At 59.0% G+C, this 24,189-nt stretch carries 14 protein-coding genes, 2 tRNA genes, 3 rRNA genes, 2 pseudogenes and 1 riboswitch; of the genes and pseudogenes, 10 read left to right on the forward strand and 11 right to left on the reverse strand.

The window, feature by feature from the left end; all coding sequences use genetic code 11:
• Nucleotides 1-238 precede the first annotated feature (238 nt).
• Nucleotides 239-1,195 carry a beta-propeller fold lactonase family protein gene (locus tag ACRHIG_RS29405; RefSeq protein ID WP_489628796.1) on the reverse strand — a complete coding sequence of 319 codons (957 nt, stop codon included), beginning with the start codon at nucleotides 1,193-1,195 and terminating at the stop codon, nucleotides 239-241.
• A gap of 204 nt (nucleotides 1,196-1,399) precedes the next feature.
• Here ACRHIG_RS29405 and ACRHIG_RS29410 point away from each other — a divergent pair, with 204 nt between their 5' ends.
• Together ACRHIG_RS29410 and ACRHIG_RS29415 are read left to right on the forward strand one after the other, a co-directional pair.
• On the forward strand, nucleotides 1,400-1,939 hold the full coding sequence (locus ACRHIG_RS29410; RefSeq protein WP_489628797.1) for a TonB-dependent receptor plug domain-containing protein: 540 nt from the start codon (nucleotides 1,400-1,402) through the stop codon (nucleotides 1,937-1,939).
• A gap of 2 nt (nucleotides 1,940-1,941) precedes the next feature.
• Nucleotides 1,942-3,537 carry a TonB-dependent receptor family protein gene (locus ACRHIG_RS29415; RefSeq protein ID WP_489628798.1) on the forward strand — a complete coding sequence of 532 codons (1,596 nt, stop codon included), beginning with the start codon at nucleotides 1,942-1,944 and terminating at the stop codon, nucleotides 3,535-3,537.
• Nucleotides 3,538-3,696: 159 nt separating this feature from the next.
• Here ACRHIG_RS29415 and ACRHIG_RS29420 read toward each other — a convergent pair whose 3' ends face one another.
• The 5 genes from ACRHIG_RS29420 to ACRHIG_RS29440 form a co-directional block, all read right to left on the reverse strand.
• The gene (locus ACRHIG_RS29420; protein ID WP_489628799.1) at nucleotides 3,697-4,530 is read right to left on the reverse strand and encodes a substrate-binding periplasmic protein; all 834 of its coding nucleotides are present in this window, start codon (nucleotides 4,528-4,530) and stop codon (nucleotides 3,697-3,699) included.
• A gap of 25 nt (nucleotides 4,531-4,555) precedes the next feature.
• The gene (gene pedF / locus ACRHIG_RS29425) at nucleotides 4,556-5,041 is read right to left on the reverse strand and encodes a cytochrome c-550 PedF (RefSeq protein WP_035824926.1); all 486 of its coding nucleotides are present in this window, start codon (nucleotides 5,039-5,041) and stop codon (nucleotides 4,556-4,558) included.
• A 132-nt stretch (nucleotides 5,042-5,173) separates the two neighbouring features.
• The gene (gene rtcA, locus ACRHIG_RS29430) at nucleotides 5,174-6,193 is read right to left on the reverse strand and encodes an RNA 3'-terminal phosphate cyclase (RefSeq protein WP_489628800.1); all 1,020 of its coding nucleotides are present in this window, start codon (nucleotides 6,191-6,193) and stop codon (nucleotides 5,174-5,176) included.
• 16 nt (nucleotides 6,194-6,209) lie between these two features.
• Nucleotides 6,210-7,445, reverse strand: coding sequence for an RtcB family protein (locus tag ACRHIG_RS29435; RefSeq protein ID WP_475415104.1), 1,236 nt, complete (start codon nucleotides 7,443-7,445; stop codon nucleotides 6,210-6,212).
• A gap of 271 nt (nucleotides 7,446-7,716) precedes the next feature.
• Nucleotides 7,717-9,288: an RNA-binding protein gene (locus ACRHIG_RS29440; RefSeq protein WP_489628801.1), complete on the reverse strand. Its 1,572-nt coding sequence runs from the start codon at nucleotides 9,286-9,288 to the stop codon at nucleotides 7,717-7,719.
• Nucleotides 9,289-9,494: 206 nt separating this feature from the next.
• Between ACRHIG_RS29440 and rtcR the strand changes: the two genes are divergently transcribed.
• Nucleotides 9,495-11,099 (forward strand): RNA repair transcriptional activator RtcR, encoded by a 1,605-nt coding sequence (gene rtcR / locus ACRHIG_RS29445; protein ID WP_489628802.1) that lies wholly within the window; start codon nucleotides 9,495-9,497, stop codon nucleotides 11,097-11,099.
• Nucleotides 11,100-11,316: 217 nt separating this feature from the next.
• Here the strand turns inward: rtcR and rrf are convergent.
• The 5 genes from rrf to ACRHIG_RS29470 all read right to left on the reverse strand — a co-directional run bounded on the left by rrf (nucleotide 11,317) and on the right by ACRHIG_RS29470 (nucleotide 16,483).
• Nucleotides 11,317-11,429, reverse strand: a 5S ribosomal RNA gene (gene rrf / locus ACRHIG_RS29450).
• Between the two features lie 138 nt (nucleotides 11,430-11,567).
• Nucleotides 11,568-14,456: ribosomal RNA gene (locus ACRHIG_RS29455) — 23S ribosomal RNA — on the reverse strand.
• Nucleotides 14,457-14,695: 239 nt separating this feature from the next.
• Nucleotides 14,696-14,771 (reverse strand) — tRNA-Ala (locus ACRHIG_RS29460).
• Nucleotides 14,772-14,796: 25 nt separating this feature from the next.
• Nucleotides 14,797-14,873: transfer RNA gene (locus ACRHIG_RS29465), tRNA-Ile, on the reverse strand.
• Between the two features lie 80 nt (nucleotides 14,874-14,953).
• Nucleotides 14,954-16,483: ribosomal RNA gene (locus ACRHIG_RS29470) — 16S ribosomal RNA — on the reverse strand.
• Together the 16S, 23S and 5S rRNA genes with 2 tRNA genes alongside form the textbook arrangement of a ribosomal RNA operon.
• A 491-nt stretch (nucleotides 16,484-16,974) precedes the next feature.
• Here ACRHIG_RS29470 and cobT point away from each other — a divergent pair.
• The 7 genes and pseudogenes from cobT (at nucleotide 16,975) to cobO (ending at nucleotide 24,189) form a co-directional block, all read left to right on the forward strand.
• Nucleotides 16,975-18,015, forward strand: coding sequence for a nicotinate-nucleotide--dimethylbenzimidazole phosphoribosyltransferase (cobT, locus tag ACRHIG_RS29475; protein ID WP_489628803.1), 1,041 nt, complete (start codon nucleotides 16,975-16,977; stop codon nucleotides 18,013-18,015).
• 4 nt (nucleotides 18,016-18,019) lie between these two features.
• Nucleotides 18,020-18,825 (forward strand): annotated as a pseudogene (locus ACRHIG_RS29480) (adenosylcobinamide-GDP ribazoletransferase).
• Between the two features lie 4 nt (nucleotides 18,826-18,829).
• Nucleotides 18,830-19,384 carry a histidine phosphatase family protein gene (locus tag ACRHIG_RS29485; protein WP_489628804.1) on the forward strand — a complete coding sequence of 185 codons (555 nt, stop codon included), beginning with the start codon at nucleotides 18,830-18,832 and terminating at the stop codon, nucleotides 19,382-19,384.
• 44 nt (nucleotides 19,385-19,428) lie between these two features.
• Nucleotides 19,429-19,670: riboswitch (cobalamin riboswitch) on the forward strand.
• Between the two features lie 128 nt (nucleotides 19,671-19,798).
• Entirely contained in the window at nucleotides 19,799-21,667 is a 1,869-nt protein-coding gene (locus tag ACRHIG_RS29490) for a TonB-dependent receptor domain-containing protein (RefSeq protein WP_489628805.1), read from the forward strand.
• Nucleotides 21,668-21,755: 88 nt separating this feature from the next.
• Nucleotides 21,756-22,781: a FecCD family ABC transporter permease gene (locus tag ACRHIG_RS29495; protein WP_489628806.1), complete on the forward strand. Its 1,026-nt coding sequence runs from the start codon at nucleotides 21,756-21,758 to the stop codon at nucleotides 22,779-22,781.
• A 7-nt stretch (nucleotides 22,782-22,788) separates the two neighbouring features.
• Nucleotides 22,789-23,556, forward strand: coding sequence for an ABC transporter ATP-binding protein (locus tag ACRHIG_RS29500; protein WP_489628807.1), 768 nt, complete (start codon nucleotides 22,789-22,791; stop codon nucleotides 23,554-23,556).
• 1 nt (nucleotide 23,557) lies between these two features.
• A pseudogene (gene cobO / locus ACRHIG_RS29505) lies at nucleotides 23,558-24,189 on the forward strand (cob(I)yrinic acid a,c-diamide adenosyltransferase).

A 24,189-nucleotide genomic window follows, 5' to 3' on the forward strand; every position in this document is an offset into this window, starting at 1 on the left:
GTTAATTAGAATGGAGTTACTTAATTAAAATCAAACGTCCTGGTACAGATGGGGTGAGTACACGCAGTCTTCCGCAAATGCCGTGCCAGCTCGCCATCCCCCTACCCAACTTAGCGGGTTTTACCTCTGTTGCAAGGACCTGGTGGCGATATCGGCGGGTTCAATTGCTGCCGTAGCGCGCCATCGCCGCTGCACAATGGAACAGGTGTACCAGACTGGAACACCTGTTCCTGTACCGCTACCGAATCACCACGCCCCATGGCAATTCGCCGACGGCGATATCGGCCACCTTGCGCGCGCTGGCCGTATCGATGACGGAAATGCTGTTCGAACGGCCGTTGGCCACGTACAGCTTGGCCCCGTCGGGCGTGATGGCCATGTTCCACGGGCGCTTGCCAACGGGAATGGTGGCCGTCACCTGCTTGCTGGCCGTATCGATCACCATCACCGTGCCGTCCGTGCCGTTCGAGACATACACTTGCCTGCCGCCGGGATGGACGACGATGCCGTTGGCATTCTTGCCGGCTGGAATGGTGGCAATCGCCTGGCGCGCCGCCATGTCGATCACATACACGGCATTGACCAGTTCGCACGCCACGTAGGCGCGGCCCGAGTCGGGACTGAAACCGATGCCGCGCGGACGCAGGCCCACGGCGACGGACGCCACCTGGCGGCGTTGCGCCACATCGATGACATCGACTTGCTCGGCCTCTTCCGCGCTGACCAGCAGCCAGCGCCCATCGGGGCTGAACACGGCATGTTCCGGGTTGCGTCCCTGCACCTTGATATCGGCGAGCAAGGCGCCCGTCTGGCCATCGAGCAAGGCCACGCTATTGTTTTCCTCGACGGCCACGGCCACGTAATGACCGTCCCGGGAAGCGCTGACGCCTTCGGGCGACTTGCCCAGCGTCACCGTGCGCACGGGCGCGCCGGTCACGTTATCGATCAGCAGCAAGGCGCTGCTGGCCGCGTCCGTGACAAACAATTGCCGTCCGGTGGGATCGGCGGCGATGCCGCGCGGACGCTTGCCTGCGGCGATCTGGCGCACCACCTGGTCGGTCGCCGTGTCGATCACGCTCACGGTGCCCGACTTTTCATTGGGGACATAGGCAAAAGGAGCGGCCTGGAGGGCCGTGCTGAAGAGCGCAGGCAGCAGCCAGCACATCTGGCGCAAGCGCGGGAAGAAGTTGGGCATAATCACCTTTTCAATAGCAAAACACAGGAAAAGCGCGCGGTAGCGGCGCATCTGATAATTGCTGCATGCAAACGCCGTGCCACTGACACGCGTATAATTTCCGCCCACCAATGGAGACATGGCAGGCATATTGCTTGATACAACTAGGCAGACCTGTGCCGCGCACGCGCTCAAGCAGGCTTTTATTCACATTGGAGAATCCGCATGCAGCATCGTTTCCGCCTGAACACCATCGCCAGCCTGTTTGTCGCCGGCAGCGCCACCCTCGCCCCCCACGTCTTTGCAGCCGAGCCTGCTGGCTTGGCCGCCGGGCAACTCATGGAGACGGTGGTCATCAGCGGCAGCCGCATCGCCCATCCCAGCCAGGAAGTGCCGGCCTCGATCGACGTCGTCGACAGCGCCCGCATCCAGGAGGGCCAGATCCGCGTCAATGCCTCGGAAGCGTTGGCCGCCGTGCCGGGCCTGGTCGTGCAAAACCGCCAGAACTACGCGCAAGACTTGCAGATCTCGTCGCGCGGCTTCGGCGCCCGCTCGGCCTTCGGCGTGCGCGGCGTCAAGCTGATCAGCGATGGCATTCCCGCCAGCATGCCCGATGGGCAAGGCCAGGCCGCCACCTTCAATCTCGATACGGCCGAGCGCATCGAAGTGCTGCGCGGGCCGTTTTCCGCCATCTACGGCAACCATTCGGGCGGCGTGATCCAGTTGTTTTCCAAGGATGGGCAAAATCCCCCTCCGTCGAACTGAACGTGACGGGCGGCAGCTTCGGCACCAGCAAGGTGGACCTGTCGGCGCAGGGCCAGGCAGGCGGCATCGGCTACGTGCTCGACGGTTCGCGCTTCCGCACGGACGGCTTCCGCGACCACAGTGCCGCCACGCGCGAACAGGCGTTCGGCAAGATCACGGTCAAGCCGAATGCGGACAGCAAGCTGACCATCGTCGCCAACAGCCTGCACCAAGGCAACACGCAAGATCCGCTGGGCGCCACCTGGGCCACGTTTTCCCGCGATCCGCGCGCCGGCGAAATCGACACCACCGATACGCAAAACCCGAAACGCACCCTGGCCGAACGCTACAACACGCGCAAGAGCATCGACCACCAGCAAATCGGCGCCACCTACGAGCAGTCGTTTGGCGAAGACCGCCTGCACGTGACGGCCTACGGCGGCAACCGCGACGTGATCCAGTACCAGGCATTCACCAAGGGTTTCCAGGCGCCCGCCAGCCATTCGGGCGGCGTGGTCGACTTCCAGCGCCAGTTCTATGGCATCGACACCAATTGGCTGCACGTCAGCCAGTTGGCCGGCGGCAAGCTGAGCACCACCATCGGCATCGACTATGGCCGCTCCAGCGATGACCGCACCGGTTATGAAAATTACATCGGCAACACGTTTGGCGTGAAGGGCAAGCTGCGCCGCGACGAGCAGGATGTCGTCTCCAGCCTCGATCCGTATATCCAGGCGGAATGGCAGAGCGGGCCATGGATGCTCAGCGCAGGTTTGCGCTACAGCAAGATGAAAGTGTCGGTCAACGACCATTTCCTCGGCAATGGCGACGACAGCGGCAGCCTGGAATTCAGCCACACGACGCCTGTGCTGGGCCTGCTGTATAAACTGACGCCCAACGTCAACGTGTATGCCAGCGCCGCGCGCGGTTTCGAAGCACCCACCCTGAACGAACTGTTTTACTCGGGCACGGGCGGCGGCTTCAATTACCAGCTGAAACCGGCCACCAGCACCAACCTGGAAGCGGGTATCAAGGCCAGGATCGCCAACAACACGCACGTGAACGCGGCCGTGTTCCAGATCAAGACCAACGATGAACTGGTGGTCGACAGTTCCAGCGGCGGGCGCACCAGCTACCGCAATGCAGGCAAGACCTTGCGCCAGGGCATGGAAGTATCGCTCGACTCCAGCTTGCCATATGGTTTCACGACAAAAGTGGCCCTGACCAGCCTGCACGCCGTGTATGACCAGGCGTTTGGCAGCGTGCGCGAAGGCAGCCGCTTGCCGGGCGTGCCCAGTGCCAACCTGTTCGCGGAACTGGCCTGGAAAGATACGCTGGACCGTTTCGGCGCGGCAGTGGAAAGCGTGGCCAGCAACCAGGTCTACGCGGAAGACAGCAACAGCGAAAAACCGGCGCCCGGCTACACGGTGTTCAATGCCCGCTTCAACGCCAAACAAAACGTAGGGAATTGGCGCTTCAAAGAGTTTGCCCGCCTGAACAATCTTTTCGACAAAACCTACGTGGGCTCCGTCATCGTCGGCGACAGCAACAAGCGCTACTATGAGGCGGCGCCGGGCCGTAACTGGTTGTTGGGTGTGAGCGCCCAATACTCCTTTTAAGAACACCTGAGAAAAAGTCCATGGCGGCGTTGCATTGCCTTGTCGTACTATTCGTACTGCCTGCGGCAATGCGCCTTGCCCTGAACATTTTTCAGGCGTTCTCATGAAAAAGCCCGCGCCTCTTCCGAAGCGCGGGCTTTTACCATTCAGCATAGTCTGCTACGGCCGCGCTTCCTTCACGCCATACTTCTCAAAGATGGCTTTCAATTCGCCGCTGGCCGCCATCTCGTTCATGGCCGCCTGCAGTAACTTGGCTACATCGAGCTGTTGCTTGCTGACGGCCAGGCCCACGGCCCAGCCGGCACGCGGCAAGCGGGCGAACGCCACTTCGCTCAAGGGGAAAGCGGGATCGCTTTTGAGCACCGACTCGATTTCCGAACGGTTGGCCAGCACGGCGTCGAGCTTGCCTGCTTGCAATTGCTGCAAGGCTTCGGCGGCGGTATCGAAGATGCGCACATCGTCGCGGTACTTGCCATTGTCTTCCCCGAGCATCAGCATGGCCGCGATCGACACCTTTTCCACGCCGATGCGCTTGCCAGCCAGCGAGGCGACACCATCGAATTGCGGCACGGCTTGCGCGCTGCGCGCCAGGCGCACGGTTTCCACGTAGTACGGCGCGAAGATCTCGACCTTGTCGTTATCCGCCATCAACTTCTTGTCGACCGGCACGTGCAGCATCACGTCGGCAGGGCCATAGCCGAGGTAATGCCCCTTCCACACCATATTGCGCAAATCATCGTTGAGGTTTTCGCCGGCGGGAAATGGCAGCAAGCTCAGTTTCAAACCCAGCTTTTTCGCCAGCGCTTCGGCAATGTCGATATCGATACCCACGCCCTTGTCGGAAAACGGCGCGAACTCGTTATAGACAGCCACTTTCAGGCTGCCCGACTGCTGTACTTTCTGCCAGTCGGCACGCGCCGGCGCGGCGGCGCACAGCGCCAGGCAAGCGAGCGACAGCATTGCGCGCGTGCCCCGGAATTGAAATGAACGCATGGGACTCCTTCGTGATCAATTCGGCTTAATTGGACTCGCGGCGGGTTTCCAGATAGGTCTTGATGGCCCACATGGCTTCCTGGTTGAACACGCCTTCGAACGGCGGCATGTACACGGCGCCATTGCGCACTTTACCGTGGCGGATGGTGGTGAGATAGTAATTGTCCGTTTCCTTATAGCAAGCCTGTTTCTTTGTCTCATTCTTGATACCGAAGCAGTCGCGGTCCAGCTGGCGCAAGTCCGGTGCGATGCCGCCCGAGATGGCTTCGATGCCGTGGCAGCGCGCGCAATTCTGGTTGTAGGCCGACGTGCCCACTGTCAGGGCCAGCTTGTTGCCCCGATACGGGTTTTGCTCGAGCCACTTGTCGCCCACCTTGGGCAAGCCCGTGGTGTCGACGCCTTGCGGCGTGACATTGCCATGCGCATAGGCATGCGGCAAGGTCAGCAGGGAAGTAAGGGCAACGGCGCCGGCGGCGGCCACGCCGAGCAGGGTACGGATGGAATAGGTCATGCTGGTCTCCTTGGTTTTTTTAGTCAATATCTCAAGAAGAGCAAATGCCATGCCATGCGTACATACCCCTGATCCGGCTGCCCATGTATCAATTTGGAACAGCTGCAACAGGTATTTGTGTCACCGCGTACGTCAGGCGGCGGCCACCGTGCAGATGCTGGCCCGCGCCTGCTGCTCGAAAGTAATACGCACGGGTAAAAATCTGGCAATCACTTCCGCATTCGTCAGCGCATGCTGCGACACCTTGTTGCAGCTGAAAGTACCTCCACCGGCCAGCGCCATGGGCAGCAAGAGCTGGTCGGCCAGGTGCTCGCCCACGGCCGCGTCCGTCTTGAGATAAGCGCGCACCTCGTTCAACAGGCGCTTGGCCACGGATTCGGCCAGCAAGGACTTTTCGCCGAACGACGTAAATACTTCCGTGACGTGTTCATGCTCCAATGTCAGCAACAGGACGTTGCCCGGGCCCTGCTCCGCCGGCAAGCCGACGAGGCGCAGCTGCTTGCCGCTCCAGCCCATGCCGTCGGCGACGCGCTCGAGCTCGCGCTGCGCCACGTTCACATGCACGCCGGCCACCACGCTTTCCGCATACCCGGTCTTCCGCTCGCCGCGCTGCAGCAGTGAAATGGGCCGCAAGCGCTGGCACGGTTGCACCGCGGCAATCACTTCGCCGCCGCCCGCGGGATGAAAGCCATAGCGCTGCTGCGTAATCTCTACCTCGGCGCCCATCTGTTCCAGGATGCGGCCATACGCGCGCTGCAGGAAATGCACGGGCGGCGCCATGGCATTGTGCGTGCCGCCGCTGATGCGCACGGTGGACGGCCCATCCGCATGCAACAGGGCCGGCAGCAGGGTTTGCAGTACCAGGGTGCAACTGCCGGCACTGCCGATGGCAAAGCGGTAATCGCCGCCGCGTATGGCGCCAGGCACGAATTCCAGGCTGGCTGCGCGCAGCGCCACCGGCGTCGTGCGCGCCCCGCAAATGGCGGCCGCCGCTTGCACGGCCAGCAAATGCTGGCGCAGCAAGCCGGGCTTGTCCCGTCCCGCGCGAATGTTAATCAGCCGGAACGGCTGCCCCGTAATCATCGACAGGCTCAGCGCCGAGCGCAAAATCTGTCCACCGCCTTCACCTTGCGCTCCATCAATTTCTATCATCTCTACTTTCTCTCTGTTAACCTTTGACGCAAACGACCTGCTTCAGGATATGCACCACGTCAACCAGCTCGCGCTGCGCCAGCATCACCGCATCGATATCCTTGTAAGCCATCGGAATTTCATCGATCACGTTCTCATCCTTGCGGCATTCCACGCCTTGCGTGGCGCGGATCTGGTCGGCCAGGTTGAAGCGCCGCTTCGCTTCCGTGCGGCTCATCGTGCGTCCCGCACCGTGGCTGCAGCTATGGAAACTGTCCGCATTACCCTTGCCGCGCACGATAAAACTCTTCGCGCCCATGGAACCGGGAATGATCCCCAGTTCGCCGGCGCGGGCCGAGACGGCGCCCTTGCGCGTGACCAGCACGTCCTTGCCGAAGTGGTGCTCCTTCTGCACATAGTTATGGTGGCAGTTGACGGCTTCCACGTGCGTCTGGAACGGTTTATGGATGACGGTGCGCACGGCCGTGATCAGGTTTTGCATCATCACTTCGCGGTTGTTGCGCGCGAAACGCTGGGCCCAGCCCACCGCTTCCACGTAATCGTCGTAATGCTGCGTGCCTTCGGCCAGATAGGCCAGGTCCTGGTCGGGCAGGTTGATGAAGTGGGTACGCATATCCTGCTTGGCCAGTTCGATGAAATGCGTGCCGATGGCATTGCCCACGCCGCGCGAACCGGAATGCAGCATGAACCATACAGAGCCCTGTTCATCGAGACAGACTTCGACGAAGTGATTACCGCTACCCAAAGTTCCCAGGTGACGATAATTGTTCGTGTTTTTCAGCTTGGGCGTTTTCAGGCAGATCGCATCGAATTCATCCTTCAGCTGCAGCCAAGCGGCGTCGACCACCGAGGGCGGCGTATGCCAGGAACCTTCGTCGCGGCCGCGGTGACCGCGCGTCTTCGGCGACATCCCGTGCGGAATGGCGCGCTCGATGGCGCTGCGCAGCGGTCCCAGGTTATCGGGCAGATCATTCGCCGTCAGCGTGGTTTTCGCCGCCATCATGCCGCAACCGATATCCACGCCCACGGCCGCCGGAATCACCGCGCCCAGGGTAGGGATCACGCTGCCGATGGTCGACCCTTTACCCAGGTGGACATCGGGCATGACGGCGATGTGCTTGTAGATGAACGGCAGGGTCGCCGTGTTGCGCAATTGTTTTTTGGCCGCTTCTTCGACAGGCACGCCACGCGTCCACATCTTCACTGGACGGCTGCCTTCGGTATGCAGAACTTCGTATTCTTCGTTTTTCATCGCTATGCTCTTCTTCTATTGTATAGGGGGTGATGACAAGGATTGGTGAAACATTGCCGACGCATCGGCTCTGGATGTAGTTCCACCGGCATTCATCAGTACGACAACCCGACAAGGGGGACAGGATTTTCTGCCAGGCGCACTGCGGCTGGCAGGCCGGTTTGACGCGGCTGATCGATGTAATCCTGTCGGCATTCGGGGTACTGCGGCGCATGACAAGCTTGGACAGGACGTCTCTCATGTAGTCTTGTCCGCATTCATGCGCTTTACTTCAACAACTTGGTGCCGCGATATCGATGGCGGCGATTTCTCCCACCCAGTGGACCGGGTCCAGCTGTCCCGCGGCAAAGGCGGCGATGATCCTGAATACGTCGTCGGAAAAACCGCCGATATTCAGGATATCCTCGCGCTCCATCGCCTGGGTCGTGGCGTGCGGCGAAATATCGATGCATACCAGCTTTGCCTGCGGATTACGCTGCTTGAAGACATTCCACTGCCCCATCGTCGCCGTGGCGCCGCTGCGCTTCGCGTCGATCCACGATTCGTTATCGGACACATAGATCACCAGGTCGGCCAGCTCCTTCCTGCCATTCATGCGCAGCAGGGGCGCGCTGCAATTGGTGCCGCCACCGCCGATGGCCGCCAGCCTGGCCGCATTCGCCATCACGCTGTCATCGGCGCCAAGTGCGCACTGCACCACGTTGTGCTCGAACGGCAGCACCACGGCGTCCGGATTCTTGCGCAGCATGGCTGCCGCCACCAGGGCAGCCACGTCGATGCAGCGCACGTTCGAGGTGGCGCTGCCGCGAAAACCGCTGACGGGCGAGGCCATCGAGCCGGAAACGTCGGGACACACCACCACCTTGCCGGCAATCCGCGGCACGTTCGCCAGCGATTTTTCCAGCGCCTGTTCCAGCGCATCGCGCACGACGGCCGGCACGTTCTCGCCGGCCGCCATGTACGCCGACATCAGCTGGTAGGGAAACACGCGCGAGCTGGCGATCGCCTCGGGATCGCGCAGCTTGGCGGCGATCAGTTCCGGCATGCCGGCTAAGTCGTACACGCCATGGCGGGCAAAGGTATTCAGATTCATGCGCACCATCTGCCAGCCGCCCTGGCGCGCGATCTGCGCCCAGCTTTCCGCGTTCAGGGGCAACGCCGTCAGCATCTGGAACGGCACTGCCGGTATCGGCTGCGCAGGATCGGCCTTGTATGCCTCGAACGCGGCCAGTGCCGGCGGCAAGGCATCGCGTTGGTATTCCTTGCCGATCAGCCAGGCAAAGAATGCCTCCCGCCACGCTGCCTGCGGTTTCGGGTGCACCATCTTCACCACGTCGGCCAGCGACGGCGCATTGCCCACGGCAGCGGCCAGCAAGGCCTGCTCGGATGCGTTGTTCAACCAGGCTTGCACCAGCTTTTTCGGACGCGATCCCAGCGACTTGCGGCCCACGGCGCCCGAACGCATGATCTGCACGAAGTTGCGCAGCATCTTGCCGTTGTTAATCACGCGCTGGAAGGCCTGCGTCAATTCTGCAGCGCCCTGCCCCGCCAGCACGGCCACCAGCAAGGCCGGCATGTCTTTCATATAGCCCCGCTCGCGGCAGTACACGGCCGTTTGCGCGATGAAGGCTGGTTCGACGGCCTTGCACAGTTCCAGTACCATCGCCAGCTGCGCTTCGGCGCTGGCATAGAACGTCGTGTTCAGGCAGCCGGTGGCCGCGTATTGCGCCAGCTGATGCCGGGGCGTCAGCGCATAGGCCGGCGCGCCTTCGGCATTGCGTGCCAGTGCCGATGGCAAGGCCGCGGTCTGTTGTGCGCTCTGGAATAAGTGGGCGTTGGCCATTTTTCGTTCCTCTCTGCTCTCTACGTTTATCTCGTTGGTATCTCCTCTATTGCAAACGCCGTGCCAGCTTTCAATATTTCCTCAAACATTTCCATAAACCATTGATTTCATTAAATAATATTTTCACGTAAGCTGTGCGTTGAAAATATCCCTGCCACGGTGATTTGGAATACAATTATCTTTTAAGATAAATATTTATCCCAACCATGCAAGCAAAACGTACCGTCGTCATCGGTTTTCTCGGCACACAGCTCGACAATGGCAGAGGAGCGGCGCGCTGGGAAAAGTGGCGCCCCAGCGTCGCCCTGACCCAGCACGAAGACAAGATCATCGACCGCTTTGAGCTGCTGTACGCCGGCGAGCAGTTTGCCAGCCTGGTGCGCCAGGTATCGCAGGACATCGCCAGCGTCTCGCCTGAAACAAGGCTGGTCGCCCATGAACTACCCATCAGCGATGCCTGGGATTTTGAGGACGTGTACGGCGCGCTCTACGATTTTGCCAACAGCTACGCCTTCGATCCGGACAAGGAGGAGTACTGGATCCACATCACCACTGGCAGCCACGTGGCGCAAATCTGCATGTTCCTGATGACGGAAGCCCGCTATTTCCCGGGCCGCCTCGTGCAGACGTCGCCGCCAAAACGGCAGGCCGCCGGCAATCCGGGCAACTACACGCTGATCGACCTCGATCTGTCGCGCTACGACCAGATCGCCCAGCGCTTTACGCGCGAGCAGGCCGAGGGCGTGGCCTTCCTGAAGTCCGGCATCGCCACGCGCAATGCGAAGTTCAACAGCATGATCGAGGAAATCGAACGCGTCGCCATCAAGTCGCGCGCACCCATGCTGCTGATGGGACCTACCGGTGCCGGCAAGTCCTTTCTTGCGCGCCGCATCTATGAACTGAAAAAATCGCGTCACCAGATCGACGGAAAATTCATCGACCTCAATTGCGCCACCCTGCACGGCGATGGCGCAGCCTCTACCTTGTTCGGTCATATCAAGGGGGCATTCACGGGCGCCGGTGCGGACCGGCCAGGCTTGCTGCGCAGCGCACACAAGGGCTTGCTGTTTCTCGATGAAATCGGCGAACTGGGACTCGATGAACAGGCGATGCTGCTGAAAGCCATCGAAGAAAAACGCTTCTTTCCTGTTGGCGCCGATACGGAAGTGCAAAGCGACTTCCAGCTGATCGCCGGCACCAACCGCGATCTGGGAAAAGAAGTGGCCGCCGGCCGCTTCCGCGAAGACCTGTATGCACGCATCAACCTGTGGACGTACGAATTACCGGGTCTGGCGCAGCGGCCGGAAGACATCGAACCGAACCTCGACTACCTGCTGGCGCAGTACGGTGCGGAGACGGGCGAAAGAGTGCGCTTCAACAAGGAGGCACGCGAGCGCTTCTTGCGCTTCGCCAGCTCGCCATCGGCCCGCTGGAGTGGCAATTTCCGCGATTTGTCCGCTGCTGTCACCCGCCTGGCCACCTTGTCGGAAGCAGGCCGCATCACGGACAAAGTCGTCGACGATGAAGTCGCACGCCTGAAGCGCCTGTGGCAGCATTCTGATGGTCCGTCGACAGACAACGTGGATCTAGCAGACATCATGGGAGCGGAAGCGGTCGCGCAACTCGACCTGTTCGATGCGCTGCAGCTGCAGGCCGTGATCAAAGTCTGCCGGCAGTCGAACAATATGTCCGATGCGGGCCGCAAGCTGTATGCCGTATCGCGTGATGCGAAAGCCAAGCCGAATGATGCCGACAGGCTGAAAAAATATCTGACGAAATTTGGCGTGAACTGGGAAGACGTGAGCAGATAGAACCTGCAGCACGCATCCGGGTAAGTTGGCGATGACACCTTGGCGTTGGCGCTATCGAGGGTCTGACCGTCCGTCTGCGCAGGTCGGCGTAGGTCGGCTTAGCGCAGCGTAAGCCGACAAGCACCGACACAAAACCGCCAGACGAAAAAAACCCGACCATGGCTGATCGGGTTTTTCTTTAGGTGAAACAGCCGGGGGCTGTTTCACCAAATAACAAGCCTGACGATAACCTACTTTCACACTGGTTGCAGCACTATCATCGGCGCAAAGTTGTTTCACGGTCCTGTTCGGGATGGGAAGGGGTGGGACCAACTTGCTATGGTCATCAGGCATAACTTGTACCGGCATTTGTCCTCAGTGGAGCGACAAAGCCTGAATCTGGAAGAAGCAAAGATTGGGGTAATGAATTGGTGTATCAACACACACGCAACGTTGTACCGTCTTATCCTCTGTACCTGCTAAGGTTATAGGGACAAGCCGTACGGGCAATTAGTACTGGTTAGCTTAATGCATTACTGCACTTCCACACCCAGCCTATCAACGTCCTGGTCTCGAACGACCCTTCAAAGAGCTCAAGGCTCTGGGAAATCTCATCTCAAGGCAAGTTTCCCGCTTAGATGCTTTCAGCGGTTATCTCTTCCGAACTTAGCTACCCGGCAATGCCACTGGCGTGACAACCGGTACACCAGAGGTTCGTCCACTCCGGTCCTCTCGTACTAGGAGCAGCCCCCTTCAAATTTCCAACGCCCACGGCAGATAGGGACCAAACTGTCTCACGACGTTTTAAACCCAGCTCACGTACCACTTTAAATGGCGAACAGCCATACCCTTGGGACCGGCTACAGCCCCAGGATGTGATGAGCCGACATCGAGGTGCCAAACTCCCCGTCGATATGAACTCTTGGGAGGAATCAGCCTGTTATCCCCAGAGTACCTTTTATCCGTTGAGCGATGGCCCTTCCATACAGAACCACCGGATCACTATGTCCTACTTTCGTACCTGCTCGACTTGTCAGTCTCGCAGTTAAGCACGCTTATGCCATTGCACTATCAACACGATGTCCGACCGTATCTAGCGTACCTTCGAACTCCTCCGTTACACTTTAGGAGGAGACCGCCCCAGTCAAACTGCCTACCATGCACTGTCCCCGATCCGGATAACGGACCAAGGTTAGAACCTCAAACAAACCAGGGTGGTATTTCAAGGTTGGCTCCACGAGAACTAGCGTCCCCGCTTCAAAGCCTCCCACCTATCCTACACAGATTGGTTCAAAGTCCAATGCAAAGCTACAGTAAAGGTTCATGGGGTCTTTCCGTCTAGCCGCGGGTAGATTGCATCATCACAAACATTTCAACTTCGCTGAGTCTCGGGAGGAGACAGTGTGGCCATCGTTACGCCATTCGTGCAGGTCGGAACTTACCCGACAAGGAATTTCGCTACCTTAGGACCGTTATAGTTACGGCCGCCGTTTACTGGGACTTCAATCAAGAGCTTGCACCCCATCATTTAATCTTCCAGCACCGGGCAGGCGTCACACCCTATACGTCCACTTTCGTGTTTGCAGAGTGCTGTGTTTTTATTAAACAGTCGCAGCCACCAGTTTATTGCAACCCTTTCACCCTCATGGAGTAAACCAATCAAGCTACCGGGGCGTACCTTTTCCCGAAGTTACGGTACCAATTTGCCGAGTTCCTTCTCCCGAGTTCTCTCAAGCGCCTTAGAATACTCATCTCGCCCACCTGTGTCGGTTTGCGGTACGGTCTCGTATGACTGAAGCTTAGAGGCTTTTCTTGGAACCACTTCCGATTGCTTCGTGAATAAATTCACTCGTCCCATCCCCTTGAATTCCGCGCCCGGATTTGCCTAAGCGCCTTCTATGAGACAGAAACTGACTATTCCAACAGTCAGACAACCTTCCGCGATCCGTCCCCCCATCGCATCATACGACGGTGCAGGAATATTAACCTGCTTCCCATCAGCTACGCATCTCTGCCTCGCCTTAGGGGCCGACTCACCCTGCTCCGATGAACGTTGAACAGGAAACCTTGGGCTTACGGCGTGGAGGCTTTTCACCCCCATTATCGCTACTCATGTCAGCATTCGCACTTCTGATACCTCCAGCATCCTTTACAAGACACCTTCGCAGGCTTACAGAACGCTCTCCTACCATATATATCTGTGATAAATCACAGAACAATATCCGCAGCTTCGGTGACTGGCTTAGCCCCGTTACATCTTCCGCGCAGGACGACTCGATCAGTGAGCTATTACGCTTTCTTTAAATGATGGCTGCTTCTAAGCCAACATCCTGACTGTTTTAGCCTTCCCACTTCGTTTTCCACTTAGCCAATCTTTGGGACCTTAGCTGGCGGTCTGGGTTGTTTCCCTCTTGACGCCGGACGTTAGCACCCGACGTCTGTCTCCCAAGCTCGCACTCATCGGTATTCGGAGTTTGCAATGGTTTGGTAAGTCGCAATGACCCCCTAGCCATAACAGTGCTCTACCCCCGATGGTGATACTTGAGGCACTACCTAAATAGTTTTCGGAGAGAACCAGCTATTTCCAAGTTTGTTTAGCCTTTCACCCCTACCCACAGCTCATCCCCTAATTTTTCAACATTAGTGGGTTCGGACCTCCAGGGCGTGTTACCGCACCTTCATCCTGGCCATGAGTAGATCACTTGGTTTCGGGTCTACACCCAGCGACTGATCGCCCTATTCGGACTCGATTTCTCTACGGCTTCCCTATATGGTTAACCTTGCCACTGAATGTAAGTCGCTGACCCATTATACAAAAGGTACGCAGTCACGGAACAAGTCCGCTCCTACTGTTTGTATGCACACGGTTTCAGGATCTATTTCACTCCCCTTCCGGGGTTCTTTTCGCCTTTCCCTCACGGTACTGGTTCACTATCGGTCGATTACGAGTATTTAGCCTTGGAGGATGGTCCCCCCATATTCAGACAGGATGTCACGTGTCCCGCCCTACTTGTCGTACGCTTAGTACCACCGGTCCGATTTCACATACGGGGCTATCACCCGCTATGGCTCCCATTTCCAGGGGATTCTGTTATCGGTCCGACTATCACGTACAGGCTCCTCCCATTTCGCTCGCCGCTACTTTGGGAATCTCGGTTGATTTCTTTTCCTGCAGCTACTTAGATGTTTCAGTTCGCCGCGTTCGCCTTGCATACCTATGTATTCAGTATGCAATACCCTAAAAGGGTGGGTTGCCCCATTCGGAAATCTGCGGATCAAAGTGTGTTTGCTCACTCCCCGCAGCTTATCGCAAGCTACTACGTCCTTCATCGCCTGTAATCGCCAAGGCATCCACCATGTGCACTTATTCGCTTGTCCCTATAACGTTAGCCTCTGATCACTAGGTAATCAAAGAGCGCTACAGGGATAAGAAAGTACAACGTTGTTGCTTGTTTGTTGATACATACAATCATTACCCATCGATTCGCTTTTTACGGCAAACCGATCAATAAATAATCTTTACTTCTTCCAGATTGTTAAAGAACATACAGCACTTGATCTCGAAAAGACCAAACCTAAATCCCGGCGCCATCTGCGCTGATTTACGTTTGAACTTTTGGTGGAGGATGACGGGATCGAACCGACGACCCCCTGCTTGCAAAGCAGGTGCTCTCCCAGCTGAGCTAATCCCCCTAGGGTATTTCCAGACTACAGAAACTGGTAGGGCTGGTTGGACTCGAACCAACGACCCCCGCGTTATCAACACGGTGCTCTAACCAGCTGAGCTACAGCCCCAAATGCTGTTCTTCTTTATTAACAGCCGATAAGTGTGAACATTTGATGCGTGAATCATTACTGATTCGTGCAAACTCTAGAAAGGAGGTGATCCAGCCGCACCTTCCGATACGGCTACCTTGTTACGACTTCACCCCAGTCACGAATCCTACCGTGGTAAGCGCCCTCCTTACGGTTAAGCTACCTACTTCTGGTAAAACCCGCTCCCATGGTGTGACGGGCGGTGTGTACAAGACCCGGGAACGTATTCACCGCGACATGCTGATCCGCGATTACTAGCGATTCCAACTTCATGCAGTCGAGTTGCAGACTACAATCCGGACTACGATACACTTTCTGCGATTAGCTCCCCCTCGCGGGTTGGCGGCGCTCTGTATGTACCATTGTATGACGTGTGAAGCCCTACCCATAAGGGCCATGAGGACTTGACGTCATCCCCACCTTCCTCCGGTTTGTCACCGGCAGTCTCATTAGAGTGCCCTTTCGTAGCAACTAATGACAAGGGTTGCGCTCGTTGCGGGACTTAACCCAACATCTCACGACACGAGCTGACGACAGCCATGCAGCACCTGTGTACTGGTTCTCTTTCGAGCACTCCCCAATCTCTCGGGGATTCCAGCCATGTCAAGGGTAGGTAAGGTTTTTCGCGTTGCATCGAATTAATCCACATCATCCACCGCTTGTGCGGGTCCCCGTCAATTCCTTTGAGTTTTAATCTTGCGACCGTACTCCCCAGGCGGTCTACTTCACGCGTTAGCTGCGTTACCAAGTCAATTAAGACCCGACAACTAGTAGACATCGTTTAGGGCGTGGACTACCAGGGTATCTAATCCTGTTTGCTCCCCACGCTTTCGTGCATGAGCGTCAATCTTGACCCAGGGGGCTGCCTTCGCCATCGGTGTTCCTCCACATATCTACGCATTTCACTGCTACACGTGGAATTCTACCCCCTCTGCCAGATTCTAGCCTTGCAGTCTCCAATGCAATTCCCAGGTTGAGCCCGGGGATTTCACATCAGACTTACAAAACCGCCTGCGCACGCTTTACGCCCAGTAATTCCGATTAACGCTTGCACCCTACGTATTACCGCGGCTGCTGGCACGTAGTTAGCCGGTGCTTATTCTTCAGGTACCGTCATTAGCAAGAGATATTAGCTCTCACCGTTTCTTCCCTGACAAAAGAGCTTTACAACCCGAAGGCCTTCTTCACTCACGCGGCATTGCTGGATCAGGCTTTCGCCCATTGTCCAAAATTCCCCACTGCTGCCTCCCGTAGGAGTCTGGACCGTGTCTCAGTTCCAGTGTGGCTGGTCGTCCTCTCAGACCAGCTACTGATCGATGCCTTGGTAGGCTTTTACCCTACCAACTAGCTAATCAGATATCGGCCGCTCCACGAGCATGAGGTCTTGCGATCCCCCACTTTCATCCGTAGATCGTATGCGGTATTAGCGTAACTTTCGCTACGTTATCCCCCACTCCAGGGTACGTTCCGATATATTACTCACCCGTTCGCCACTCGCCACCAGAGCAAGCTCCGTGCTGCCGTTCGACTTGCATGTGTAAGGCATGCCGCCAGCGTTCAATCTGAGCCAGGATCAAACTCTTCAGTTTAATCTCTGTTACTTTGCCCTTTTACAGGCATGGTCGAACTATTTAACTAGTTCAAACCCCTCGCATTGCGAGGTGTTTGCTCACTCAAAAAACTGACAGGCTACTTCCGAAGAAGTATCCTATTTCATTATTTCTTGTGAACATTTGATATTTTAAGCATTACAGCAATCCGAAGATCACTGCTGCACTACATCAAATGCCCACACTTATCGACTGTTAATTGTTAAAGAACTGTATTCGGTGCTACTTTCGCGCTATCGACAAAGCGTTGTGTTTGTCAGCTGCGAAGAAGGAAGAGTATGAGGCATTTCACTACATCCGTCAACTCCTTCTTTTTCTCACTTTACGCTGCATTTACATGCGTCGTTCAGCGAGGGGGCGAATTATAGCCTTGCCCCGCACGCCCCGCAAGCGCTAATTTGCATCTGAGCAAATATTGCTGTGTGATATCGTAGCGCCGACCATACCTTGCCTCATCCATATAAATTCCCATGCCTATTCCACACATCTGCTCCACCGCCAATCCCGCACTGGCCAGCGCACTCGAACACGCCATCAATAGCAAGACCAAGCCGCTGGGCAGCCTCGGCATGCTGGAAACCTTGGCCCGCCAGATTGGCCTGATCCAGCAAAGCACGCAGCTGGCATTGCACCAGCCAGCCATCATCGTTTTTGCGGCTGACCATGGGGTCGTCGCGGAAGGCATTTCCGCCTATCCGCAAAGCGTGACCTGGCAAATGGTGGAGAACTTCCTCGGCAACGGCGCCGCCATCAACGTCTTTGCCCGCCAGGCCGATTGCGCCCTCTATATAGTAGACGCCGGGGTGAACCACGATTTCGGCCCGCGCGACGGCTTGCTCGACCGCAAGCAAGGCCCCGGCACCCGCAATTTTGCCCAAGAACCCGCGATGAGCCGGGAACAATGCCTGGCCGCCATGCAGGCGGGCATGGACCTGGCCGCCACCTTGGACGGCAATGTGCTGGGCTTTGGTGAAATGGGCATCGGCAATACCACTGCAGCAGCCGCACTGATGCACAAGCTGACGCAAACGCCGGTCGCCGACTGCGTGGGCGCCGGCACCGGCCTGTCCAAGGAAGGCATATTGCACAAGCAGCAGGTGATCGAAGCGGCCGTCGCCCATCATGCGGCAGTCCATGAGCCGCTCGACATGCTGGCCACCTTTGGCGGCTTCGAGATCGCCATGATGGCCGGCGCCATGCTGAAAGCAGCCGAACGGCGCATGATTCTGCTGATCGACGGCTTCATCGTCAGCAGCGCCCTGCTGGCGGCGGCCCGTCTGCAGCCAGCCATCCTCGATTATTGCGTGTTTTCGCACTGCTCCGATGAAAACGGCCATCGCCAGTTGCTGGAAAGCCTCGGAGCGCGTCCGCTGCTGCACCTCGATTTGCGCCTCGGTGAAGGCACGGGATCGGCGCTGGCCTTGCCGCTGCTGCACGCGGCCGTCAACTTCATGCGCGAAATGGCCACCTTCGCCTCAGCCCAGGTCAGCGAAAAGTCCACGCCAGACTAAGATCATGAGCAACCCCGTTTCCGCCGCAGTCCATCAGTGCCGCCTCTTCTTCATTGCGCTGCAGTTCTTCACGCGCCTGCCAATCCCGCGCTGGGTGGGTTTCGAGCCCGCCTGGCTGCAGCACGCTTCGCGCTACTTTCCGCTGGTCGGCGTGGTGGTGGCGGCCATCAGCGGCGCCGTGTATCTGCTGGCCAGCTGGCTCCTGCCTTCGGCGGTGGCCGTGCTGCTGGCCGTCGCCGCCGGCATCTACCTGACGGGCGCCTTCCATGAAGACGGTTTTGCCGACATGTGCGACGGCTTCGGCGGCGGCTTGACGCGCGAGCGGGTGCTGGAAATCATGAAGGATTCGCGCATCGGCGCATATGGCGCCATCGGCATCCTCAGTCTGCTGGCCATCAAGTGCGCCGCACTCGCCTCGCTGCCGCCTGCCTCGGTGGTGGCGACCCTGTTCATCGCCCATCCGCTCTCACGCCTGGCCGCCGTCTCGCTGATCTGGCTCATGGACTATGCGCGCGATGAAGGCAAGGCCAAGCCGATGGCGCAGGAAATGACGACGGGGAATTCCTCATCGCCGCCGTCTGCGCCCTGTTGCCCGCCATCGCCTGCGGCGCGCTGGGCATAGTTGACTGGAGCGCGCTGGTCTTTGCCATAGTGGCGGCGGCAGCGGCCGCATTCTGGCTGGGCCGCAAATGCCAGCGCCGCCTGCAAGGCTACACGGGCGACTGCCTGGGCGCCGTGCAGCAGGTGGCGGAAGTGGCGATTTACCTGGCCATCCTTTCCAGCTTTCAGCCACCGACACGCTTCTATTGACACCATGCGTCTGATCCTCGTTCGCCACCCCACGCCGCAAGTCACCAGCGGCACCTGCTATGGCCGCAGCGACGTGGCGGTGGCGCCGCATGAAATGGCCGCCACGCGCGCCAGCCTGCAAGCGACCTTGCCACCCGGTGTGCCGCTCTACGCCAGTCCGCTGCGCCGCTGCGCCGGCCTGGCAACGGCCCTGGCGCAGGATCTGCCCGCGAGCGAATTACACCTTGATGCCCGGCTGGCCGAAATGGATTTCGGCACATGGGAAATGCAGCCCTGGCACGCGATTGCACGCGCGGACATCGATGCCTGGGCCGCCGACCTTGCCTGGTACCGCCCCGGCGGCGGCGAGAACGTGCTGGCAATGGCTGCCCGCGTCGATGCGTTTTTAGGCGATCTGTTGCGCGAACAACACGAAATTGTCATCATCATCTGCCATGCGGGCACCATCCGCCTGCTGTCGGCACTGCAAGCCCGCCTGCCATTGGAAGAAACGGCCCTGCTGGCCGCCCATTCCGCCCATAAAATCGCCTATGGTGCGACGGTCGTCGTCGATTTCTGATATCGAATCGTCCAGCCAGCCATGTCAGTCCACGCCCACTGCACGTATAATGACCGGGTTTTGGTGCCCGCGCTCATGTCCATGAGCGCAGTTAAACGGGAAACACGATGCCGCGCCCGCGGCGAACGTGTGCTGCCCCCGCAACGGTAAGCAAGTGTCGCCCCTCCCAACAGGAGGCGGACGACAAGCTATCTCTGACAACCACTGTGCTTGCAATCATCGAGCATGGGAAGGTGGGATAGCCGTACTTGCCAGCCCGGATACCGGCCAGGACAGGTGGAAGTGTGCGAACGGGGATGTTCGCGATCCAGAATGGCCCATGGCCATCTTCGATCGTCATCTTCAGTTCCCACTTCTGTTCAATCTGGCCTACGGGGACGTCGGCTGGTTGCATATTACTTACTGAAAATTATCATGACCCATGCTGTTTCCCGCCACGCGGCGCTCACGTCGCTCGCGCTAGCCATTGCCGCGCCTGCCGCTTTCGCCCAGACCACGCCAGATACCTTCGATCCGATCGTCGTCACAGCCAACCGCTACCCGCAGCACCTGAGCGAAGTATTGAGCGATACGCAGACCATCAGCGCGGAAGATATCGCGCGTTCCGGCGCCGGTACGCTGATCGACCTGCTGCAAAAGCAGCGCGGCATTGAAGTCAATCGCAGTGGCGGCCCAGGCACCAATTCGAGCGTCTTCATTCGCGGCGCGAACAGCAACCAGAATATCGTGCTGGTCGACGGCGTGCGCATCGGCTCCGCCACTTCGGGCACTGCCAACTGGAGCGCCCTGCCTTTGTCGAACATCGACCACGTTGAAATCGTCTACGGTCCACTGAGCACCATGTATGGTGCCGATGCCGTCGGCGGTGTGATCCAGATCTTTACCAAGAAAGGCGATGGCGCGGCGCGCTTCTCCGCCTTCGCTGGCTACGGCCGCTACAACACGCGCCAGGTGGAAGCCAACGTTGCCGGCTCTACTGGTGGCAATAACAGCTTCAGCTACGCGCTGACCGCAGGCAAGGAAAAATCGGATGGCTTTTCCGCCTCCAAGCTGGGTGCCTCGACGTATACCTACAATCCGGATAAAGACGGCTACGACAAGGAAAGCGTCAGCGGCCAGTTCGGCTACCAGATGGCCAAGGGCCATGAAGTCGGCCTGACTTTCCTGAACAGCAAACTGAATGCGCAGTACGATTCGGGCTTGAACTTCGACGCACGCAACGACAATAAGCTGGAAAACATTTCGGTCTTCACGAAGAACCAGTTCTTGCCGAACTGGACCAGTGAACTGCGCTACGCCCAGGCAAAGGACAAACAAACCTCGGTTTCCGCCACCGGCGCCTTCGGCAGAAGCCAGTTCGACACCAAACAAAGCGACATCAGCTGGCAAAACGATATTCTCATTGGCCGTGACACCCTGCAATTGCTGGGTGAGTACCGTGATGAAGACGTCGTGAGCTCGGCCAAGGGCCTGTCCGGCGGACGCAACACCAAATCGTTCGCGGCATCGTACAACCTGGTGCGCGGCGCCCACCTGGCCAACATCAGCGGCCGTCGCGACGACAGCTCGGCGTATGGTACGCACAACACGGGTAGCGTCGCCTACGGCTATCGTTTTAGCAACGCCTTGCGCGCCAACGCCAGCTATGGCACCAGCTTCCGCGCACCAACCTTCAACGATCTTTACTACCCTGACTCCGGTATCCCGACGAACAAGCCGGAAAAAGGCCGCAACGCTGAAATTGGCTTGCACTACAACGACGGTCAATCGCAACTGAGCGCGATCTACTACCATAACAAGATCACCGACATGCTCACCTACGTGTCAACATGCCCGGTAATCGGCTGGAAGCCAGGCTATGGCTGCAGCATGAACGTCGACAAAGCCCTGCTCGAGGGCGTGACACTGGCTGGCGCGCGCAAATTCGGCGCCTTCAACGTCAGTGGCAATATCGACCTGCAAGATCCGCGCAATGAAACCACGGACAAGCAACTGGCACGCCGCGCGAAAAAGCATGCCAATTTCACCCTCGATTACACGACCGGTCCTTTGACCGCTGGTACGGAGTGGCAGTTGTCTGGCAAGCGTTTTGAAGATGCCGCCAACAAAACCACGCTCGGTGGCTATGGCTTGCTGAACCTGTACACCACCTACCAGTTCGCGCGTGACTGGTCGGTGCTGGCACGCTGGAACAACATCACCAACAAGGACTACGAACTGGGCCGCTTCTACGCAACGCCAGGCTCGAACCTCTTCGTTGGCGTACGCTACGGCATGAAATAAGCATGAGGTAATGATGTAAGCTGCGGGCGGTGGCGCTATCCGTCATCGTCCGCAGTGCAGTTCTGTGGTCCCCGTTTTAAAGGTATGCATGCACCCATTTTTCCGCAACATGCGCCACCGCGCCACCGTGATCCTCACGGTGCTGGTCGCGTGCGCCGTTGCCAGCCTGATTTTCTCCGGCATGATCGGTTCGATCGCGATTCCGCTCGCCGACCTGCCTTCCGCCCTGTTCCATGTCGTACAGGGCAAGACCGACACCCTCGCCGCCACCCTGCTCGACCTGCGCCTGGGCCGCGCGCTGACCGCCTTCGTTACCGGCGCGGCGCTGTCGCTGGCGGGCCTGATGATGCAGGCCCTGCTGCGCAATCCCCTGGCCGACCCGTATGTGCTGGGCATTTCCGCCGGCGCCTCCGTCGGTGCGCTGGCCGCACTGCTGTTCATGTGCGCGCTGTGGGTGGTCGATGCCGCCGCCTTTGCCGGCGCCGTCGGCGTGTCCATGCTGCTGTACTTCTTTGCCCGGCGCGACCTGCGCGGCGGCACGGCGGCCGAAGGCGGCGCCTCGCTCTTGCTGCTGACGGGCGTGATCCTGGCCTCGGCCTGCATGGCCATCGTCACCCTGATGCTGTCGATCGCCCCGGAAAGCCGCTTGCGCAGCATGGTGTTCTGGATGATCGGCGACCTCTCCGGCGCGCCCGCGCGGCTGATGCCCTGGCTGGTTTTGGCCGGCGCCCTGGTCTTCGCCTTGCGCTGTGCGCGCTCGCTCAACGTCATGGCGCTGCACGCGGAAGCGGCCAGCACCCTGGGGGTGCGCGTGGGCGCCCTGCGCAAGGGACTGTTCTTCTGTTCCGGCCTGCTCACGGCCAGCGCCGTCACCAGCGCCGGCAGCGTGGGCTTCGTCGGCCTGATCGTGCCGCACGCGCTGCGCTTCGCCTGCGGTCCCGATCATCGCCTGCTGATACCGGCCGCCGCGCTGGCCGGCGGCACCTTTCTCGTGCTGGCCGATACCCTGGCGCGCACCGTGCTGGCGCCATTACAGCTGCCCGTCGGCGTGGTGACAGCCATGATCGGTGCGCCCGTGTTCCTGTACCAACTGCACCGGCTGCGCAGGAGATGAAAAAAGCATGATACGCACCTACCAACTGGGCCTGAAGGCGGGCACGCGCTCCCTCGTGGAAAACCTCACCTGGCAGATCAAAGACGGCGAATGCTGGAGCATCATCGGCCGCAACGGCGCAGGAAAAAGCACCCTGCTGCGCGCGCTGGCCGGCTTGCGCGAACCGGATGCCGGACACGTGACGATACAGGGCCGCGCCCTGATCGACTGGCCACTGGAAGCACTGGCGCGCGAACGGGCCTTCCTGGCGCAGGCGAGGCACGACGCGTTCTCCTACCGCGTCATCGAAACCGTGCTGTCGGCGCGCCACCCGTATCACGACAACCATTACTGGGAAGGCAGCGACGACCAGCGCATCGCCCTGGCGTCACTGGCCTCGATGGAAGTGGACCACCTGGCCGAGCGCGACGTGCGCAGCCTGTCCGGCGGCGAACGCCAGCGCGTGGCGATCGCCGCCATGCTGGCACAGGACACGCCCCTGCTGCTGCTGGACGAACCGGCCAACGCGCTGGACCTGGCGCACCAGGTCAGCGTCATGGGCCTGCTGGCCAAGCTGTGCCGCGAACAGAATAAAACCGTGGTGATGGTGGGGCATGACCTGAACCTGGCGCACAGCGTCTCGACCCATGCGCTGCTGCTGATGGGCGACGGCGGCTGGCTGGCCGGCCCTGTGGCCGAGGTGATGCAGGCCTCCATCCTGGGCGACTACCTGGGCCACCCGATCGAAATCATCGATCACGGCAAACGCAAGATATTCATACCGAAAGAGGACTGACATGAGCGACAACAAACCTATCGACGTAGAAACAGCCGCAATCAACGAACGCCACCGCGTGCGCATGGAGAGAAAAAGGCCATCATCGACGCGGCCATCGCCAAGGCCGACAAGGAAATCGGCATCATCATCGTCAATACGGGCAACGGCAAGGGCAAGAGCTCGAGCGGCTTCGGCATGGCCATCCGCGCCATGGGTCACGGCATGAAGGTAGGCGTGGTGCAGTTCATCAAGGGCGCCATGTCGACGGGCGAAGAAAAATTCCTACGCCGCTTCCCCGAGGAAATCAGCTTTCATGCGATGGGCGAAGGCTATACCTGGGAAACGCAGAACCGCGAACGCGACATCGAAAAAGCCGAACTGGCATGGGAACAGGCAAAGACATTCCTGGCCGACCCCAGCTACGGCCTGGTGCTGTTCGACGAACTCAATATCGCCCTCAAGTACAACTACCTCGACGTGCACAAGGTCATCGCCGATCTGCTCGATCGCCCGGCCATGCAGCACGTGGTCATCACGGGCCGCGGCGCGCCGGACGAATTGATCGCCATTGCCGACACCGTCACCGAGATGGCCGTCGTCAAGCATGCGTACGCGGCCGGCATCGGCGCACAGATCGGCACCGAGTGGTAA

The organism is Janthinobacterium sp. C22 (genome assembly GCF_057919405.1).

Excerpts from the sequence above, each read along its gene's own strand:
- ACRHIG_RS29500 (WP_489628807.1), top strand. The coding sequence starts at position 22,789 with ATGATACGCACCTACCAACTGGGCCTGAAGGCGGGCACGCGCTCCCTC.
- rtcA (WP_489628800.1), bottom strand. The coding sequence starts at position 6,193 with ATGATAGAAATTGATGGAGCGCAAGGTGAAGGCGGTGGACAGATTTTG.
- pedF (WP_035824926.1), bottom strand. The coding sequence starts at position 5,041 with ATGACCTATTCCATCCGTACCCTGCTCGGCGTGGCCGCCGCCGGCGCC.
- ACRHIG_RS29495 (WP_489628806.1), top strand. The coding sequence starts at position 21,756 with ATGCACCCATTTTTCCGCAACATGCGCCACCGCGCCACCGTGATCCTC.
- ACRHIG_RS29405 (WP_489628796.1), bottom strand. The coding sequence starts at position 1,195 with ATGCCCAACTTCTTCCCGCGCTTGCGCCAGATGTGCTGGCTGCTGCCT.
- ACRHIG_RS29485 (WP_489628804.1), top strand. The coding sequence starts at position 18,830 with ATGCGTCTGATCCTCGTTCGCCACCCCACGCCGCAAGTCACCAGCGGC.
- ACRHIG_RS29420 (WP_489628799.1), bottom strand. The coding sequence starts at position 4,530 with ATGCGTTCATTTCAATTCCGGGGCACGCGCGCAATGCTGTCGCTCGCT.
- ACRHIG_RS29440 (WP_489628801.1), bottom strand. The coding sequence starts at position 9,288 with ATGGCCAACGCCCACTTATTCCAGAGCGCACAACAGACCGCGGCCTTG.
- ACRHIG_RS29490 (WP_489628805.1), top strand. The coding sequence starts at position 19,799 with ATGACCCATGCTGTTTCCCGCCACGCGGCGCTCACGTCGCTCGCGCTA.
- ACRHIG_RS29435 (WP_475415104.1), bottom strand. The coding sequence starts at position 7,445 with ATGAAAAACGAAGAATACGAAGTTCTGCATACCGAAGGCAGCCGTCCA.
- rtcR (WP_489628802.1), top strand. The coding sequence starts at position 9,495 with ATGCAAGCAAAACGTACCGTCGTCATCGGTTTTCTCGGCACACAGCTC.
- cobT (WP_489628803.1), top strand. The coding sequence starts at position 16,975 with ATGCCTATTCCACACATCTGCTCCACCGCCAATCCCGCACTGGCCAGC.
- ACRHIG_RS29410 (WP_489628797.1), top strand. The coding sequence starts at position 1,400 with ATGCAGCATCGTTTCCGCCTGAACACCATCGCCAGCCTGTTTGTCGCC.